Origin of the sequence: Mameliella sp. AT18 (genome assembly GCF_028807275.1) — a bacterium.
In the GTDB taxonomy this organism is placed as follows: Bacteria; Pseudomonadota; Alphaproteobacteria; order Rhodobacterales; family Rhodobacteraceae; genus Antarctobacter; species Antarctobacter albus.
In genome coordinates, this window is sequence record NZ_JARAMO010000310.1 from 17686 (window position 1) to 35183 (window position 17498).

Consider the following 17498-nt stretch of genomic DNA (forward strand, 5'->3'; position numbering starts at 1 on the left):
TGATCAAGCAGCGCGGCTGCGCGGCGTCGGGTTGGGCCTGCAAGCAGGCGATGAAAGGGGCCGCTGGTCAGAAGGTCTCAATGTGGTCGACCTCCTGTCTTGCGGCGGCTTCGGTGCGTTTCGCCACCGTCATCTCGTCCCACCAGTCCAGCAGGACCTCGATGGCGACACGGGCGACGGCATCGGCCTCGTCGTCCGCCTCCTGCGCCTGTGGCGCGGGCAGCGGGCGCTCGGGGAACAGCGTCTCGCGCTCGGGGAAATAGGTTTCCAGGATCGCCTTCTCATGCGGGGCGTTGCGGCGGCGGATTTCCTGCGCCTGTTCCGGCGTCAGGCGCAGTTTCTCGCGGCCGGCGGCGGCCCCGTCCAGCGCCTGCACCAGGCGCGCGCGGAACCCGGCAGGCAGGCGATCCCCAAGTTCCGGCAGCAATTGGTTCATCCGGACAAGGAAGGGCACGGCCTCGGGCCAGTAGGCTTCGTTGCTGCGCTCCGAGATCGACAGCTCGGAAGGGTTCACCCCGAAGAGGCCGAAGAAATCCTGCATCAGGTCGCCGCCGTCCAGGGTGCTGCGGTCGAACAGGCGCACGTGCAGGCGGTCGCGCCCGACATGGGCGGCCCAGCGGTCCAGCACCGTGCGGGTGTCGTAGAGCGCCGGGTTGGTCATGAATTCGTCCAGCGTGTGCGACACGCCCCCGCGCAGGGTCTGGGAATAGCGGCTCAGAATGCGGTCTTCCTGGCGGCGGATGTAGACGAGATAGGTCACCTCGTCGAACCGCGGTTCGATCAGCTCGCGCAGGATGCGGAACTGTTCATCCGTGCGCACGCTCAGCGACAGGTCCTCGCAGGACAACAGCACCGTGCCGGGGCCTTGCAGGTTGGCGACCTCGTTGATCGCGTTGTGCAGCCGCGCCGGGAAGCCCTGCACGAAGGCGGCCCGTTTCTCGGGCGTCTCCAGCGGCAGGCGGCGCGCAATGTATTGCGGCAGGTCATCGCCCGAGGCGAGCTGCACATAGGCCGACAACGAGATCTGCGCGTAGCGCTCGCCGTAGAGGTTGGGAAAGAACAGGCCGCGGGTCTTGAGCAGACCCCAGTTGGCATGCAGCACGGATTGGATCGCGGTCGTGCCCGTCTTGGACAGGCCGATATGCACGACACAGCGCCGGGTCCCGTCGGAACGGGGGGCGAAGGGGCTCTGTGCGGCGGTTTCGGTCATCTTGCTGGCAGGCTCTTGTTCTGTGTCGTGTCTGTTATCGGGTCTATTCTGCGGTCCAGGTCCGGAACTCGGCGCGCCGGTCGGCAAAGCAGTGACCCTCGATCCAGGCCATTGTCTCGGCATTGCGGTTGGCAATGGCGCTGCGGGTCTCGGCGGAAAGGCTGGGCCGTTTCGGGGCGCGGGCCATCGGCATCAGCCCGCGCAGCCCGTCCCGGAACGAGGTGTTGAGCCGCTTGGCGCGCGTTTCCACCACGCCGCTCGGCAGGCCCAGGACGCTCGCGAAGTCCTCGACCAGGCCACTGCCGCGCAGCCAGTCTTCGCGAAACAACCGCACGTCCAGTGCCTCGGGGCCCACGGCCTGTTGCCACATGCCCAAGAGCCGGGCGAAGGGGGCCTGACCGACGCGCTTGGCGAATTCCGCCAGCGACTCGTCCTGGCCGCTTCTGCGCTTGTGATGGCCATAAAGGCTCACCAGCCAGGGTTCGGGGCGGCGGATATAGGCGACATAGCGGACGCGGCCGAACAGCGATGACAGCCAGTCGGCCAAGGCCTGCGTTGCGGCGGGGGTCATGTTCCGCCCCACCAGCGCCTCGCTCGATCCGACCCAGGTGTCGAAACCGCCCTTGGCCACCCTTGCCTCGAAGTCGCGGCGAAAGTCCTCTGCCACGCGGTCCTGGCTGGTGCGATCCGTGATGCCCAGAACGGCATTCATCGGACGCGCGGGCACGTCCTCACCGGCCAGCGTGCAGGCCAGGACCTGCAACTGCGGATTGGTGCAGACGACGTCGTCACGCGGGTCCATCCGGCGATACCAGATACCCTGGTCGGCCAATGCAGAGGCCTGGTCGCCCAGCCATTGCTGCAGGGCGGTCGAGCCGCATTTGTTGAAGCCGATATGAAGGATGGCGTCGGGGCGGGACATGGGGACGGATCTACGAATTGGGACCGGGGGACATCCCCCATGCCCGGGTTGCGCTGTTGACGTTCCAGAGGACGACCATTGCGGCGGTCTCCTTGCTCAGGTTCGGCAGGGCATCCTGGCATCCTGCCGTGTGTTCGGGGGCTGCGGGCGGGTGGTCCGCCCGCAGCCAGTGTCACGCGGCCCGTTGCCGGGCCTTGTTCGCGTAGTCGAGCACCTCGTTGCCGAAGTCGTCCAGGGACGTGCTCAACATGTTCCTGGTGTAGCCGATGCCGGCGTCCGGTCGGGACGTCACCATCTTGCTGAAGAACCGCACCCCGGCTGCCTTGTAGGCGTCCGGAGAGACCTGCAGCAGGACGGCATCCCATCGTCCGTTGTTGGACTTCCCGATGGTGACGGACTGCAGGGCGGACCAGGGGATCTCGTTGCGAAACATCCGGGCGTCCCGAAAGCCGGTGGGCGTCAGGTGCAGGCCTTTCGGCCCGGCCAGGAGCAGGCGCAGCCCCATCAGGAACGGAACCGCGCCGACAACCATGAAGACCAGCCCCACGATCTGCAGGGCCTCCCGGTCGCTTCTGCCGCGCAGGCTCAGGATGTTCAGGGCAAGGCCCAAGCCGATAGCCAAGAGAACAAGGCCGAACAACAGCACATGAATGCCGATACCGGAGGTCTTGATGATCTTCGTTTCCATGACCGGAGGATCAGCCCTTGACCGCTTTCACGATCTTCTCGGCGCCGTCCTTGAGGTCATCCGCGGCGATCACGTCGAGGCCGGAGTTCGAGATGATCTCCTTGCCCTTCTCGACGTTGGTGCCTTCCAGGCGCACGACCAGCGGGACTTGCAGGCCCACTTCCTTCACCGCGGCGATCACGCCCTCCGCGATCACGTCACAGCGCATGATGCCGCCGAAGATGTTGACCAGGATGCCCTTCACGTTCGGGTCGCTGGTGATGATCTTGAACGCCTCGGTCACCTTCTCTTTGGTGGCGCCGCCACCGACGTCGAGGAAGTTGGCCGGTTCCGCGCCATACAGCTTGATGATGTCCATCGTGGCCATCGCAAGGCCCGCGCCGTTGACCATGCAGCCGATCTCGCCGTCCAGCGCGATGTAGTTCAGGTCGTACTTGGAGGCTTCCAGTTCCTTGGGATCCTCCTCGGTGGTGTCGCGCAGTTCGGCGATGTCGGCGTGGCGGTAGACCGCGTTGCCGTCAAAACCCATCTTGGCGTCGAGGCATTTCAGATCACCCGCGTCGGTCACGATCAGCGGGTTGATCTCCAGCATCTCCATGTCCTTCTCGATGAACAGCTTGTAGAGCGTGCCCATGAGCGCGACGCACTGCTTTACCTGCTTGCCGGTCAGGCCCAGGTTGAAGGCGATGCGGCGGCCGTGGAAGGCCTGGTAGCCGGTGGCCGGGTCGACGGAGAAGGACAGGATCTTTTCCGGGGTGCTCTCGGCCACTTCCTCGATGTCCATGCCACCCTCGGTCGAGGCAACGAAGGAGACGCGGCTGGTCTGGCGGTCGACGAGCAGGGCCAGGTACATCTCGGTCTCGATGCCCGAGCCGTCCTCGATGTAGATACGGTTGACCTGCTTGCCGGCGTCGCCGGTCTGCTTGGTCACCAGGGTGCGGCCCAGCATGCGCTTGGCCTCCATCTCGGCCTCTTCCACGGATTTGGCCAGGCGGACGCCGCCCTTCTCGCCGGCGTCGGCCTCCTTGAAGGAGCCCTTGCCGCGGCCGCCTGCGTGGATCTGTGCCTTGACGACCCAGAGCGGACCGTCCAGCGCGCCGGCGGCGGTCTTGGCTTCTTCGGCTTTCAGGACAACGCGGCCGTCCGAGACAGGCGCCCCGTAGCTGCGCAGGAGGGCCTTGGCCTGGTATTCGTGGATGTTCATGGGTCGTCTGTCCCCGTGTTGCTGCGGATTTTCCCTACCTAGGCAGTCTACGGGGTCGGTTAGAACCGATATTTTGCCGCATCGGCGAGATTGGGCCGGTTTTCCGACATTTGTGATCACAGCCCCGAAAGCTGTGATCACATATTCGCAAGCCCTTATGGGAAAGGTGATTCGCAGCGAGCGCTACCAGCCCCGGGCGACCGTCCAGGGGGCCGTCCGCAAAAGCAAAACGCCCGGGCGCTTGGCCCGGGCGTTTCGTTTTTCTGTTCGGACCTGGCTTATGCCAGCGAGCTGTCGATGCCCTTGCAGGCCTCGACCAGGCCCTGGACTGCCTTGACCGAGGTGTCGAACATTTCCTGCTCTTCCTTGGTCAGCTTGATGTTGACGATTTTCTCGATGCCGCCGGCACCGATCACGGTGGGCACTCCGACATACATGCCGTTCAGGCCGAAATCGCCATCGCAGTATGCCGCGCAGGGCAGGACGCGCTTCTGGTCCTTGAGATAGGCTTCGGCCATTTCGATGGCCGAAGTGGCCGGCGCGTAGAAGGCCGAGCCGGTCTTCAGCAGGCCAACGATCTCGGCACCGCCGTCACGGGTGCGCTGCACGATGGCGTCCAGCTTGTCCTTGGTGGTCCAGCCCATGTCGATCAGGTCGGGCAGGGGGATGCCGGCAACGGTCGAGTAGCGGACCGAGGGCACCATCGTGTCGCCGTGGCCACCCAGAACGAAGGCGGTGACGTCCTTCATCGAGACGCCGAATTCCAGGCTCAGGAAGTGGCGGAAGCGGGCCGAATCCAGCACGCCTGCCATGCCGCAGACCTTGTTCGCGGGCAGGCCCGAGAACTGCTGCAGAGCCCAGACCATCGCGTCCAGCGGGTTGGTGATGCAGATCACAAAGGCGTTGGGTGCGTGTTCGGCGATGCCTTCGCCGACCGACTTCATGACCTTGAGGTTGATGCCCAGCAGGTCGTCGCGGCTCATGCCGGGCTTGCGCGGCACACCGGCGGTCACGATGCAGACGTCAGCGCCGGCGATGTCGGCGTAGTCCTGCGTGCCTTTCAGCGCGGCGTCGAAGCCTTCCGAGGGGCCGGACTCGGCGATATCGAGCGCCTTGCCCTCGGGCGTGCCCTCGGCGATGTCGAACAGGACGACGTCGCCCAGTTCCTTCATTGCTGCGAGGTGGGCAAGCGTGCCACCGATCTGTCCCGCGCCGATCAGGGCAATCTTGGGTCTGGCCATGAATTCATCTCCGCCTTGCGTGAATTTGGCGCTTTGCGTACGCGCAGACGCGCCGCTTCGCAAGGGTGCTGCGCTGCGGCGCTTGGTCCGGAGCCCTTGTAGATAGCGCTAAAGGCACGATAAGAACCTGTCACCGGGGAAAATTTCGCGGAGGCAAGCATGGAACACTTCACGCCGTCCGTCTTCGCGGTGGCGATCCCGGCGGTGATCTTCGCGGGCATTTCCAAGGGCGGTTTCGGCTCTGGCGTGGCCTTTGCCAGCGCCTCGATTCTGGCGATTGTGCTGGACCCGGGCATCGCGCTGGGGCTGATGTTGCCGCTGCTGATGCTGATCGACGTGGCCAGCCTGCCGGCCTATTGGCGCAAGTGGGACTGGGCGGCGGCGCGGGTGCTGCTGATCGGGTCGATCCCCGGCACCATCCTTGGCGCGCTCTTCTATGCCTGGACCGACCCTGACGCGATCCGCCTGCTGATCGGGCTGGTGGCCTTGTTGTTCGTGGCCTGGCAGATGGCGCAGGCCACGGGACTGATCCGGCTGGGAGGCACAAAATTCGGCCCGGGCGTGGGCCTGGTCTCGGGTGTCGTGCTTGGTTTCACCAGTTTCGTCAGCCACGCGGGCGGGCCTGCGGCCTCGGTCTACCTATTGGGGCAGAAACTGGGCAAGACGGCCTTTCAATCCACGACTGTCCTGATCTTCTGGGCGGTGAACCTGTCGAAATCCGGCATCTATGCCGGCATGGGCATCTTCACCTGGGAAACGCTGAAACTGGATTTGGTCTTGGTCCCCTTTGCGCTGCTTGGCACATGGCTGGGGGTCAAGGCGCATCACATGGTGCCCGAACGCCTGTTCTTCGGCATCGCTTACGTCGCGCTGACCCTGACCGGGGCAAAGCTGGTCTTCGATGCGCTGACCTGAACGGTCATGGAACCGGAACGCCCCGCTGGCCCCCGGTTCCCCGTGGCGTCACGCATCGTCGCCCTTGGGCGGCAGCGCCTCGGCCAGTTCCTCGAAAGATTGCCCGCTGGCCACGAGGCAGGTGATGCCGTTGGCCATCGTCACCGTGATCGTCCAGGAGCCGGACTCGATCGAGGCAAAGACCTCCATCACCGCGTTGTTGGCGCCCAGACCCATGCTCTGCCGGGTTTCGCCGTATTTCGTGGCCAGGCGGTCGATCACCTGGTCGCGCGGAGCGCAATGGCGGAGGTCCTGCGCCTCGACGTAAGAGGCCGCGCCCAGCACAAGACCTGCCGAGAGCATCGCGAGCTTGATGTATTTCTCAGTCATAGTGTCACCTTTCGGCTGCGCGCCGGGCGGATGATGACGCGGCTTTGCCGCGCGCCCGGCACAGGGTAGGTCCCCTCGATCCCGGCGTGCCGTCCCTGTGGCCCGGCGCGCCTTGCCGCTTTGACGGCATGGGGATGATCGTCCACCCGGACCCGCTACAATCAGGTTAACGCAGCGTGCGTTGCGTCGATTCCGCCCCGCTTTCGGCGCCATTGTGCACCAAAATATACCGAATTGCTGCAATGCGGCGACTTCGGCCTTGAATAATCCCTCCAAAAATGCGCATTACCGCGCAACATTATTTCTCGAGGAGACTCAGATGGACCTGCGCGCACGCCCTTACCGCTCCGTTCTGTACATCCCCGGCTCCAAGGAGCGGGCGCTGGAAAAGGCCCGCGCCATGCCCATCGACGCCATCATCTTCGACCTCGAAGATGCTGTCGCGCCGGCCGAGAAACCTGCTGCCCGCGCGATCCTGGCCGAGGCGCTGACCCGCCCCTACGGCAACCGTACCCGCATCGTGCGCATCAACGGGTTCGACACGGAATGGGGCAAGGCCGACGCCAAGGCTGCCGCGGCGATGGACTGCGACGCCATCCTCTTGCCCAAGGTCGAATCCACTGCCCAGCTGGACGCCCTGGCAGAGCTGACGGACAAGCCGCTCTGGGCGATGATGGAAACGCCCGCCGGCATGCTGGCCGCGAACGAGATTGCCGCCCATCCCCGCCTGCAGGGCATGGTCATGGGCACCAACGATCTCGCCAAGGAGTTGAACTCGCGCTACCGCGCGGACCGTCTGCCGATGCTGACCGGGCTTGGCCTTTGCGTTCTGGCCGCCAAGGCGCATGGCAAGGTCATCGTCGATGGCGTCTACAATGCCTTCAAGGATGACGCGGGGCTGCAGGAGGAATGCGCCCAGGGTCGCGACATGGGCATGGACGGCAAGACGCTGATCCACCCCGCCCAGGTCGACATCGCCAATGCTGCCTTTGCCCCCGGCACAGAGGAAATCGACCTGGCCCGCCGCCAGATCGACGCCTTTGAGGAGGCCGAGAAGGCAGGGCAGGGCGTTGCCGTGGTGGATGGCAAGATCGTCGAGAACCTGCATGTCGAGACCGCCCGCAAGACCCTCGCCAAGGCCGAGGCCATTGCGGCCCTGGCCGATTAACAGCAGGGTCCCGGCGAACAGCTAGGGAGACCAGCCATGCTTCTATTGATTCTCGGTGTCGCGCTCTGGTGGGCGGCGCATCTCTTCAAGCGGATTGCCCCCGGCCTCCGCGACCCGATGGGCGAAAAGGGCAAGGGCCTTGTCGCGCTGGCACTGCTTGTCAGCGTTGTCCTGATGATCTTCGGCTATCGAATGGCCGATGGTGCCTTCTTTTGGGGCCGTCACCCGGCGACCGTGGGCATCAACAACCTGCTGATCCTCGTCGCCATCTTCATGATGAGCCCGGCGCCGAAAAAGGGGAAGCTGCTGGCCGGGATGCGTCACCCGATGCTGACGGGCTTTTTCCTCTGGGCCGTTGCACACATCCTGGTGAACGGCGACGTGCCCAGCCTTGTCCTTTTCGGCGGCTTGGCCGTCTGGGCCATCGTCGAGATGATCGTCATCAACCGCGCCGTGCCGAACTGGGCGCCGTCCAAGCCGGGACCGATCAAGAAAGACGTGATCTTCCTTGTCGCCTCGATCGTCCTCCTGGTGGTGATCGGCTACGTCCACAAGTGGCTTGGCTACAACCCCTTCGGATAAGCTCATGAAACTTTATCGCTTTCTCTCCGAGGACGACACCTCGGCCTTTTGCCACAAGGTCACCGCCGCCCTGAACAAGGGCTGGGAACTTCACGGGGCGCCCACCTATGCCTTTGACGCCGCCAACGGCGTCATGCGCTGCGGTCAGGCGGTCGTGAAGGAGGTCGACGGCACCTATACCCCTGACACCAAGCTGGGAGATCACTGACACATGGCCAAGACCAATCCGGGCCGCTTCTTCGAAGACTACACCGTGGGCGAGGTCATCGATCACGCCGTGCCGCGCACCGTGTCCGGGGGAGAGCGGGCGCTGTATCACGCGCTCTACCCGATGCGCCACGCGCTCTATTCCTCGGATGAATTCGCGCGGTCGTGCGGTCTGCCGGCGGCGCCGATCGACGATCTGGCCGCTTTCCACATCGTCTTCGGCAAGACGGTCCCGGATGTGTCGCTGAACGCCGTGGCGAACCTCGGCTATGCCGAGGGCCGCTGGCTGAAGCCGGTCTGGCCGGGTGACACCATCCGGTCGCAGTCCGAGGTGATCGGCCTCAAGCAGAACTCGAACGGGCGCACCGGTGTGGTCTACGTCCGCTCGCGCGGGCTGAACCAGCGCGGCGAAACGGTCATGGAATATGCCCGCTGGGTCATGCTGCGCAAACGCAACCTCGACGCGCCCGCGCCCGAGGCGGTGATCCCCGACCTCAAGAACAGCCTCGCACCAGAGGATCTGGTGATCCCTGAAGGTCTGGATTTCACCAGCTACGACTTCACCCTTGCGGGTGAAAAGCACCGGCTGTCCGACTACGAGATCGGCGAGACCATCGACCACGTCGACGGTGTCACCATCGAAGAAGCCGAACACATGATGGCCACGCGCCTGTGGCAGAACACCTCCAAGGTGCACTTCGACGTCACCGCACGGCCCGACCAGCGGCTGATCTACGGCGGGCACGTCATCTCGATGGCGCGCGCGCTGTCGTTCAACGGGCTGGCCAATGCGCAGGTCATCGTCGGTCTGAATGGTGGCGCCCACGCCAACCCCTGCCTCGCGGGCAATACCGTCAAGGCCTGGTCCGAGGTGCTGGACAAGGCAGAGACCTCTGCCCCCGGTGTCGGCGCAATCCGGCTGCGGCTGGTGGCGACCAAGGGCGGCGCCCCGTTCGAGCTCAAGGGGCCAGATGGCAAATACCTGCCCGACGTGCTGCTTGACCTCGATTACTGGGCGCTGATGCCGGTCTGAGTCTGCTTCCCCCGGTCACGCCGGTGGCGGGGGGAAAGACCATACAGACCAAAGGCCAATGGAAGGAAATGTGACACCTGGAATAAAGCTTTGCGACATTGCGGCTGCTGTGCCGCCCGATCCGGAGAGCCTGTCCATGTCGTCATTCAAACTGCCCGAAGCCTCGCATGATCTGCTCGAGATTCCGCGTCAGGACATCCCGGCGGTGGTGCATGATCTGATCGGGCGCCGCAGCTTGTCGGCGCTGGTCCGCACCATCCACGGAGAACTTGCCTCGGAAGATCCCGGCCTGCGCCGCCAGGCGCGGCTGGCTTTGGACCGGCTGGGCTTCCCCGAGTAACCTGCACTGGCCGTACAAGGGCAAGACGGGTCTTCATCCCGTCCTGCCTTGCGCGCCGATGCAGTCCGCTTTCTCATGTCGAACACGGGGCGGGCCCTCTTCCCCGGTGCGCGGTCTTTGACTGGCGGTCAGTTTGTTCGCGTGTTGGCGGGCACCTTGTCGTCATCGCCATTGTCTGCGCCGACTATCCCGACCGAATCCGTCAAAAACTCTTTCGGGAGCCGACCAAACAATCGGCAGGGGAAGGCGTGTCACGTTAGCGCAAATATGTGATCACAGCCCGCGATTGCGTGATCACAAACTGCGCAAATCCGCCCGATTGCGCCAAAAAACCGCAGAAATCCCATACAGGGCCTCGTGACACGGCCTTTGAAAGCATTAAACAGAGAGCGACGGAACCGAAAGGACATCATTCATGGCCGACGTGAACCGGGGCAATCGCCCGCTCTCACCGCACCTGCAGGTCTACCGCCCCCAGCTGACATCGATCAGTTCGATCCTCACGCGCATCACCGGCAATGCCCTGTTGCTTGGCGCGCTGCTGGTGGTCTGGTGGTTCCTGGCCGCCGCCACTTCCGAAGCCTACTTTGCCACCGCCAACGCGGTCCTGACCTCCTGGTTCGGCGACCTCGTCATGCTCGGCTCTGTCTGGGCCATCTGGTATCACACGCTGGCCGGCGTGCGTCACCTGATCTGGGACGAGGCCAAGATGCTGCAGATGGACCAGGCAGAGATGCTGGGCTGGGCCGTCATCATCGGCTCTGTCGTCCTGACCCTTTTCACCATCATCGTCGTCTGAGGAGGCCCCGAAATGGCATTTCTGACCGACCGCAAGCGCGCCGTTGGCTGGGGCGCTGCCAAGTCCGGCACAGCGCATCACTGGGCGATGAAGAAAAGCTCTGTCGCACTGCTTATCCTGGTGCCGCTCTTCGTCTTTACCTTCGGCGGCGCGCTTGGGGGCACCTACGAAGAGGTGACCGCCTATTTCGCGCGTCCCTTCCCGGCGATCATCGCGGCACTGACCATCCTGGTGGGCTTTCACCACTTCAACATGGGTGTGCAGGTGCTGATCGAGGACTACGTTCATGGCGCGATGGAAAAGATCCTGATCCTCGTCATGACCTGCCTCAGCTACGGCGCCGCCGCCGTCGGCCTCTTTGCCATCGCGCGCCTCGCGCTCTGAGGCGCCGGCAGCCCCCAATCGCCAGAGACGGCGCTTGCACGGATCGCCGTCCCCCGCACAGATGAACAGGTAAACACCAATGGCAGCATACGAATACGAGACGCATGATTATGACGTCGTGGTTGTCGGGGCTGGCGGCGCGGGTCTGCGCGCCACGCTCGGCATGGCCGAACAGGGCCTGCGCACGGCCTGCGTGACCAAGGTTTTCCCGACCCGCTCGCACACCGTCGCAGCCCAGGGCGGCATCGCCGCCTCGCTGTCGAACATGGGCCCGGACAACTGGCAGTGGCACATGTACGACACCGTCAAGGGGTCGGACTGGCTGGGCGACACGGACGCGATGGAATACCTCGCCCGCGAGGCGCCCAAGGCGGTCTACGAGCTGGAACACTACGGTGTGCCGTTCTCCCGCACCGAGGAAGGCAAGATCTACCAGCGTCCCTTTGGTGGCCACACCACCGAATTTGGTGAAGGCCCGCCGGTGCAACGCACCTGCGCCGCCGCGGACCGCACCGGCCACGCCATCCTGCACACGCTCTATGGCCAGTCGCTGAAGAACAACGCCGAGTTCTACATCGAGTATTTCGCCATCGACCTGCTGATGGAAAACGGCGAGTGCAAGGGCGTCCTCTGCTGGAAGCTCGACGATGGCACCTTCCACGTCTTCAACGCCAAGATGGTCGTGCTGGCCACCGGCGGTTACGGCCGTGCCTACTTCTCGGCCACCTCGGCCCATACCTGCACCGGTGACGGCGGCGGCATGGTGGCCCGCGCGGGTCTGCCGCTCCAGGACATGGAGTTCGTCCAGTTCCACCCGACCGGCATCTACGGCTCGGGCTGCCTCATCACCGAGGGCGCACGGGGCGAGGGCGGCTACCTCACCAACTCCGAGGGCGAGCGGTTCATGGAACGCTACGCGCCGACCTACAAGGACCTCGCACCGCGCGACTATGTCAGCCGCTCGATGACGATGGAAATCCGTGAAGGCCGGGGTGTGGGTGCCGAAGGCGATCACATCCACCTCAACCTCAGCCACCTGCCCGCCGAGGCGCTGGCAGAGCGCCTGCCGGGGATCTCCGAATCCGCCAAGATCTTTGCCGGTGTCGATGTGACCAAGGAACCGATCCCGGTCCTGCCCACCGTGCACTACAACATGGGCGGCATCCCGACGAACTACTGGGGCGAGGTGCTGAACCCGAGTGCCGATGATCCGACCGCCGTCGTGCCGGGCCTCATGGCCGTGGGCGAGGCGGGCTGTGCCTCGGTGCACGGGGCCAACCGTCTCGGCTCCAACTCGCTCATCGACCTCGTGGTGTTTGGCCGCGCCGCCGCGATCCGTGCCGGCAAGGTCGTGAACCCCGAAACCGCCGTGCCCGCAGCGCCGGTCTCCGAGATCGACAAGGCCTTCGACCGGTTCGACGGCATCCGCAACGCCAGCGGCACGGTGCCCACCGCCGAGCTGCGGCTGGAGATGCAGAAGACGATGCAGCGTGACGCCGCCGTCTTCCGGACCGCCAAGACGATGGCCGAAGGTGTCGAGGCAATGACAGCAATCGCTGCCAAGATGGACGACCTCAAGGTTACCGATCGCAGCCTGGTCTGGAACTCGGACCTGATGGAGACGCTTGAGCTGACCAACCTGATGCCCAACGCGTTGGCCACCATCGTCGGCGCAGAGGCCCGCAAGGAAAGCCGCGGCGCCCATGCGCACGAGGACTTCTCCGAGCGTGACGACGAAAACTGGCGCGTCCACAGCGTTGCCCGCGTCGAAGGCAACAAGGTGGACCTCAGCTATCGCCCGGTCATCGTCGATCCGCTGACCACCGAGGACGAAGGCGGCATCAGCCTGAAAAAGATCGCGCCCAAGGCAAGGACGTTCTGATGCGGGGAGTGCTGCCAATTCTCCCCTTCATCGCGGGCCTTGCCCTGGGATCGGCCGCTGCGGCCAACCAGGCAGAGGCCTACAGGCTTTGCAAGCCCGAGGCGGAACGCATCGCCGCGCAGGGCGGTCATTACGGCTACAACACGCGCTATGACATGGCGCTGGATGCCTGCATGACCGCCTATCGGCCCAGCCATCAACAGGCCCAGTTGCCGGGGATCGGCACGCTGGCGCCGGTTGCGCCCGTGGGATGTTACCCGGGGGCGCCGACCATGTACCGGGGCACGCTCTATTGTATCGACTGAGCGGGCACATCGCCGCCCTGGCCCTGGCCGGGATGCTGGCCGCCTGCTCGCCGCAGGCCCAGGACGAGATCGCGCGCAGCGCCGCGCGCTCGGCCCTGACGCCGGTGGTGGCCGATACCTTCCCCGGCGTGCCGCTGGAACCCACGCTGGACTGCCTCATCGACAACGCCAACGCGCAGCAGATCCGCGCGCTGGCGGCGGACGCGGTGATCGGCCCGACCGAAAGCACCGTCCAGATCGCACAGGACATCGCGTCCAAACCCGAAACCCTCCGCTGCCTGGCCGTGAACGGCCTGCCAGCCCTGCTTCGCTAAGGAGAGAGAGATGGTCCAATTCACGCTCCCCAAGAACTCGCAGATCAAGACCGGCAAGACCTGGCCCAAGCCCGAGGGCGCCAAGAACGTCCGCAAGTTCCAGATCTACCGCTGGAACCCCGATGACGGAAAGAACCCGCAGGTCGATACCTATTTCCTCGACATGGACGCCTGCGGCCCGATGGTCCTGGACGCGCTGATCAAGATCAAGAACGAGGTCGATCCGACGCTGACCTTCCGGCGCTCCTGCCGCGAGGGGATCTGCGGGTCCTGCGCGATGAACATCGACGGGATCAACACCCTGGCCTGCATCTACGGCCTGGATGAGATTTCGGGTGACGTGAAGATCTACCCGCTGCCGCACATGCCCGTGGTCAAGGACCTGATCCCCGACCTGACCCATTTCTACGCACAGCATGCCTCGATCATGCCCTGGCTGGAAACCAAGACCAATCGCCCGGCGAAAGAGTGGAAGCAGTCCATCGAGGACCGCAAGAAGCTCGACGGGCTGTATGAATGCGTGATGTGCGCGTCCTGCTCGACCTCCTGCCCGTCGTACTGGTGGAACGGCGACCGCTACCTCGGACCGGCGGCCCTGCTGCACGCTTACCGCTGGATCATTGACAGCCGCGACGAGGCCACCGGCGAGCGCCTGGACCAGCTCGAAGACCCCTTCAAGCTGTACCGCTGCCACACGATCATGAACTGCGCCAAGACCTGCCCCAAGGGGTTGAACCCGGCGCTGGCGATTGCCGAGATCAAGAAGATGATGGTCGATCGCGCGGTCTGATCCACCACCCATCGCAAGAGTTTGCCCCGGTTGCCCATGCAGCCGGGGTTTTTCCTTGCTTGACGCAACTTCCCTTGCAGCGGGCGCAATCCAACCTTGCGACCTTGGCTGAGGTCATCGTCGGCATCCGCGACTATGTAGCGGGGCAGGGAGGGGATTTGTCGAACCCGAAAGGCAACCCCGATGCAAGAGCAGCAGAAAACCAGCGCCCAACGTGCCCTCGAAGCCCTCGAAGCCCTCGAAGCCCTCGACCAGGCCTGGGCTTACTTCACGCCCGAAAAACGTGTCGAGAGCAAGGCTCCGGTCTACGAGGACCTGCCGCTGGCCGCCTGACCCCGCGTGACCGGGGATCCTCCCCATCACCCGGATGACCAAACGCCCGACCGTCAGGCCGGGCGTTTCGCGTTTTAGGATGCGGTTCAGCCACGAATAACGCCCGGCCTTTCGACCGGGCGCGTCAGTGCCTACCTTTGGCGGGGGTGCCCCGCCGTGTCAGATCACCACCACGTCCAGCGGCGGGAACCCGTTGAACCCGATCGACGCATAGGTCGAGGTATAGGCGCCGCAATTGCGGATCACGATCCGGTCGCCTGCCGCCAGGCCGACGGGCAGTTGCACCGGTTGCTTTTCATAAAGAACGTCCGCGCTGTCGCAGCTCGGACCCGCCAGGATGCAGGAACCCATCGGCTCGAAATCCTTGTCGGTCACGAACTGGTAGCGGATCGCCTCGTCCATCGTCTCGGCCAGGCCCGAGAACTTGCCGATGTCCAGGTAGACCCAGCGGTGCAGGTCGTTCTCGGTCTTGCGCGACACCAGCAGCACCTCGGCGGCAATCGCGCCGCATTCCGCCACCAACCCGCGCCCTGGCTCCGCCATGATCCGCGCCACGTCGCCGAAACGCGCGCGCACCAAGCTCATGACCTCACCCGCGTAGGCCTCGGGACCCTGCACCGACTGGCCGTAATAGGCCGGGAAACCGCCGCCGATGTTCAGCAGGTCCAGTTCGAAACCGGCCTCCTGCGCCGCGTGCCAGACCTTTGCGACTTCGTCGAGGACAGGCGCCCACATCGCGGCCCGTCGGGTCTGCGACCCGACGTGGAAGGACAGGCCCACCGGACGCAGGCCAAGCATGACCGCGCGGCCCATCAGGTCCAGCGCCATTTCCGGGGCGCAGCCGAACTTCCGCGAAAGCGGCCAGTCGGCTTCGGTCGCCATGACGAGAAGGCGGATGTAGACCTGCGCGCCGGGGGCGTTGCGCGCGATCTTAACCAGCTCTTCCTCGGCATCCGCGGCAAAGAGATCGACACCGGCCTCAAAGGCCCAGGCGATATCCGCCGGGCGCTTCACGGTGTTGCCAAAGCTGATCTCATGCGGCTCTGCACCGGCGGCAAGGCACATCTCGATCTCGGGGCGGCTGGCCGCGTCGAAACGCGATCCGGCGGCCACGAGCGTCGACAGGATTTCCGGCGCCGGGTTTGCCTTGACGGCGTAGTGGATGCGCGCGCGGCCCAGGCCCTGTGCCAGGGCTGCGTACTGACGGGCGACCACTTCGGTGTCCAGGACCAGCGTCGGACGGTTGAAACGATGTGCGAGGATGTGGCGCTCGGCACGGGACAGGGTATCGCGGGCGGACAGCCCGGCGGCAAAAGCGTTCATGGTCATCTCCAATCAGACCCGGCCATTCCGGTTTCCCGGCGCAGACCGCTCAGTTCCAAGGGAGACGTTACCGTCGCTACGTAACCGCGTGGGTGCTGTTGCCCACCTCGACAGAGGTGCGTGCGTTGGCGTCTATGGCCGCGCATATGGGGCAGGGGCTCGAGTCGATCAAGACATAAATTCGGCTCGGACTCATTTTTTCCGGTCGGGGAGACAGCGGGCCGCGCGTTGCATTTTTCGGACCTTTCCGGCGGGGCGTCGACGTCGGCAGACGGCTTGGCAGGGGCGGGCTTTTCGCCCACCCGTCTTGGGGTTACACGGAGGCCATGTTCGTCGTCATCGGCCTCATCATCGCCTTTGTCCTGATCGCGGTCTTTTCCAACCGCGCCACGCGGTATTGCCGCTGGCGCGAACGGCGCGGCGCCGCGAGCAGCACATGGAGCTGCATCCATTGCGGGGCGCAGGTACAGGGCCTGCGCGGTGTGCCGCCGAAAGACTGCCACAGGGATCGGGCGCCGCCCCGGGGCTGAACGCGCTTGCCAATCCGGCTTCCCGCGTCTTCACTCCGCCCCGAAAGGAGCCACATGATGACCCAGCCCCCCGCCGATGCCCAGGCCCGCCGTGCCATCCCCCCGGTGATCTGCTATCCCACGGAAACCCTGCCGCAGCCTGACCTTCCGCTCTACCGCGCCGCACTGTCCGGCGCGGAGGTCACGGACACCACCCTGGCCCCGCCCCGCGACGCCTGCAGCTTTTCCGTTCCTGCCGGGCATTTCTTCCGAATCAGTTCGGTCGATGGGCCCCAGGTCGGGGACCTGAACCTCTGGAACGCCCATGACCTGACCGAGCGTTTCTACTCCGGCAAGACCCGCGCCCTGCACGGCACCCATGTCACCACCGGCGACCGGCTCTGGTCCAGCTTTCCCACGCTGCGCCCGCTTGCCACTGTGGTCGAGGACAGCCTTGACTGGTACGGCATCGACGCATTCGGCGGCTCGGTCCATGACGTGATCGGCACCCGCTGCGATCCCTACACCGGCAACCTGTTGTCGGGCACACAGTACCACCACTGTTGCCACTCCAACCTGACCCGCGCGCTGGCCGAGGCCCGGGATCTGCCGCTGCACGAGGCAGAGCGCCACGTCCACGACGTTCTCAACGTCTTCATGTGCACCGGGTTCACCCGCGACACCGGGCAATATTTCATGAAGGCCAGCCCGGTCCGCCCCGGCGATCATCTGACCTTCTTCGCCGAGATCGACCTCCTGGGCGCGCTCAGCGCCTGCCCGGGCGGGGACTGCTCGTCAGAGCACAGCTCCGATGCAGCCGCCTGTTACCCGCTCAAGGTCGAGGTTCTGACGCCTGCGGCGGGTGCATTGGGCGATTGGCAGAGCCCGCAGGTCAACGGCTATAACCGCACACATGGCACGGACTGACCGGCTGCCTGTTTCTTTGGGCTGAAAATACCTCGGGGAGCGCGAGGGGCTGG

General features: G+C 64.9%; 22 protein-coding genes. 15 read left to right on the forward strand and 7 right to left on the reverse strand.

From position 1 onward, the window contains the following. Positions 1–67 precede the first annotated feature (67 nt). The 5 genes from PVW46_RS25965 to mdh form a co-directional block, all read right to left on the reverse strand. Complete coding sequence (locus PVW46_RS25965; protein ID WP_069209193.1) at positions 68–1210, reverse strand: hypothetical protein; 1143 nt, start codon at positions 1208–1210, stop codon at positions 68–70. Between the two features lie 43 nt (positions 1211–1253). Beyond that, positions 1254–2132 (reverse strand): hypothetical protein, encoded by an 879-nt coding sequence (locus tag PVW46_RS25970; protein WP_274578230.1) that lies wholly within the window; start codon positions 2130–2132, stop codon positions 1254–1256. A 172-nt stretch (positions 2133–2304) separates the two neighbouring features. Beyond that, positions 2305–2820: a hypothetical protein gene (locus tag PVW46_RS25975; protein WP_043136342.1), complete on the reverse strand. Its 516-nt coding sequence runs from the start codon at positions 2818–2820 to the stop codon at positions 2305–2307. A gap of 10 nt (positions 2821–2830) precedes the next feature. Continuing rightward, on the reverse strand, positions 2831–4024 hold the full coding sequence (gene sucC / locus PVW46_RS25980; protein WP_069209191.1) for an ADP-forming succinate--CoA ligase subunit beta: 1194 nt from the start codon (positions 4022–4024) through the stop codon (positions 2831–2833). 278 nt (positions 4025–4302) lie between these two features. Continuing rightward, a complete protein-coding gene (mdh, locus tag PVW46_RS25985; RefSeq protein WP_043136345.1) occupies positions 4303–5265 on the reverse strand; it encodes a malate dehydrogenase in 963 nt (320 codons plus the stop codon). 159 nt (positions 5266–5424) lie between these two features. Between mdh and PVW46_RS25990 the strand changes: the two genes are divergently transcribed. Continuing rightward, a complete protein-coding gene (locus PVW46_RS25990; RefSeq protein WP_069209189.1) occupies positions 5425–6180 on the forward strand; it encodes a sulfite exporter TauE/SafE family protein in 756 nt (251 codons plus the stop codon). A 48-nt stretch (positions 6181–6228) separates the two neighbouring features. Here the strand turns inward: PVW46_RS25990 and PVW46_RS25995 are convergent, their stop codons facing one another. Further along, positions 6229–6522 (reverse strand): hypothetical protein, encoded by a 294-nt coding sequence (locus PVW46_RS25995; RefSeq protein ID WP_088669745.1) that lies wholly within the window; start codon positions 6520–6522, stop codon positions 6229–6231. A 346-nt stretch (positions 6523–6868) separates the two neighbouring features. On the opposite strand from PVW46_RS25995, the gene PVW46_RS26000 reads away from it, so the two are divergent. The 12 genes from PVW46_RS26000 (at position 6869) to PVW46_RS26055 (ending at position 14686) form a co-directional block, all read left to right on the forward strand. After that, positions 6869–7717 carry an HpcH/HpaI aldolase/citrate lyase family protein gene (locus PVW46_RS26000; protein WP_069209187.1) on the forward strand — a complete coding sequence of 283 codons (849 nt, stop codon included), beginning with the start codon at positions 6869–6871 and terminating at the stop codon, positions 7715–7717. 36 nt (positions 7718–7753) lie between these two features. Continuing rightward, the gene (locus PVW46_RS26005; protein WP_069209186.1) at positions 7754–8299 is read left to right on the forward strand and encodes an NnrU family protein; all 546 of its coding nucleotides are present in this window, start codon (positions 7754–7756) and stop codon (positions 8297–8299) included. Between the two features lie 4 nt (positions 8300–8303). Continuing rightward, positions 8304–8507 carry a DUF1737 domain-containing protein gene (locus PVW46_RS26010; protein ID WP_043136354.1) on the forward strand — a complete coding sequence of 68 codons (204 nt, stop codon included), beginning with the start codon at positions 8304–8306 and terminating at the stop codon, positions 8505–8507. Positions 8508–8510: 3 nt separating this feature from the next. Continuing rightward, a complete protein-coding gene (locus tag PVW46_RS26015; protein ID WP_069209185.1) occupies positions 8511–9539 on the forward strand; it encodes a MaoC family dehydratase in 1029 nt (342 codons plus the stop codon). 136 nt (positions 9540–9675) lie between these two features. Then, positions 9676–9879, forward strand: a complete 204-nt coding sequence (locus PVW46_RS26020) for a hypothetical protein (protein ID WP_069209184.1) — start codon at positions 9676–9678, stop codon at positions 9877–9879. Between the two features lie 415 nt (positions 9880–10294). Beyond that, positions 10295–10678 (forward strand): succinate dehydrogenase, cytochrome b556 subunit, encoded by a 384-nt coding sequence (gene sdhC, locus PVW46_RS26025; protein WP_043136362.1) that lies wholly within the window; start codon positions 10295–10297, stop codon positions 10676–10678. Between the two features lie 12 nt (positions 10679–10690). Continuing rightward, positions 10691–11062, forward strand: coding sequence for a succinate dehydrogenase, hydrophobic membrane anchor protein (sdhD, locus tag PVW46_RS26030; protein ID WP_043136364.1), 372 nt, complete (start codon positions 10691–10693; stop codon positions 11060–11062). A gap of 79 nt (positions 11063–11141) precedes the next feature. Beyond that, complete coding sequence (gene sdhA / locus PVW46_RS26035) at positions 11142–12944, forward strand: succinate dehydrogenase flavoprotein subunit (protein ID WP_069209183.1); 1803 nt, start codon at positions 11142–11144, stop codon at positions 12942–12944. Then, positions 12944–13249, forward strand: coding sequence for a hypothetical protein (locus tag PVW46_RS26040; RefSeq protein WP_069209182.1), 306 nt, complete (start codon positions 12944–12946; stop codon positions 13247–13249). The genes sdhA and PVW46_RS26040 overlap by 1 nt, the downstream gene beginning before the upstream one ends. Further along, entirely contained in the window at positions 13237–13563 is a 327-nt protein-coding gene (locus PVW46_RS26045; protein WP_223306132.1) for a hypothetical protein, read from the forward strand. The genes PVW46_RS26040 and PVW46_RS26045 overlap by 13 nt, the downstream gene beginning before the upstream one ends. A 10-nt stretch (positions 13564–13573) precedes the next feature. Continuing rightward, positions 13574–14353 (forward strand): succinate dehydrogenase iron-sulfur subunit, encoded by a 780-nt coding sequence (locus PVW46_RS26050; RefSeq protein WP_043136370.1) that lies wholly within the window; start codon positions 13574–13576, stop codon positions 14351–14353. Positions 14354–14536: 183 nt separating this feature from the next. Further along, positions 14537–14686 (forward strand): hypothetical protein, encoded by a 150-nt coding sequence (locus PVW46_RS26055; protein ID WP_165775092.1) that lies wholly within the window; start codon positions 14537–14539, stop codon positions 14684–14686. A 159-nt stretch (positions 14687–14845) separates the two neighbouring features. On the opposite strand, the gene PVW46_RS26060 is transcribed toward PVW46_RS26055, so the two are convergent. Beyond that, entirely contained in the window at positions 14846–16009 is a 1164-nt protein-coding gene (locus PVW46_RS26060; protein WP_069209354.1) for a type III PLP-dependent enzyme, read from the reverse strand. A 326-nt stretch (positions 16010–16335) separates the two neighbouring features. On the opposite strand from PVW46_RS26060, the gene PVW46_RS26065 reads away from it, so the two are divergent. Next, positions 16336–16539 carry a hypothetical protein gene (locus PVW46_RS26065; protein ID WP_069209181.1) on the forward strand — a complete coding sequence of 68 codons (204 nt, stop codon included), beginning with the start codon at positions 16336–16338 and terminating at the stop codon, positions 16537–16539. A 57-nt stretch (positions 16540–16596) separates the two neighbouring features. After that, on the forward strand, positions 16597–17445 hold the full coding sequence (locus PVW46_RS26070) for an urea carboxylase-associated family protein (RefSeq protein WP_069209353.1): 849 nt from the start codon (positions 16597–16599) through the stop codon (positions 17443–17445). Positions 17446–17498: the final 53 nt, after the last annotated feature.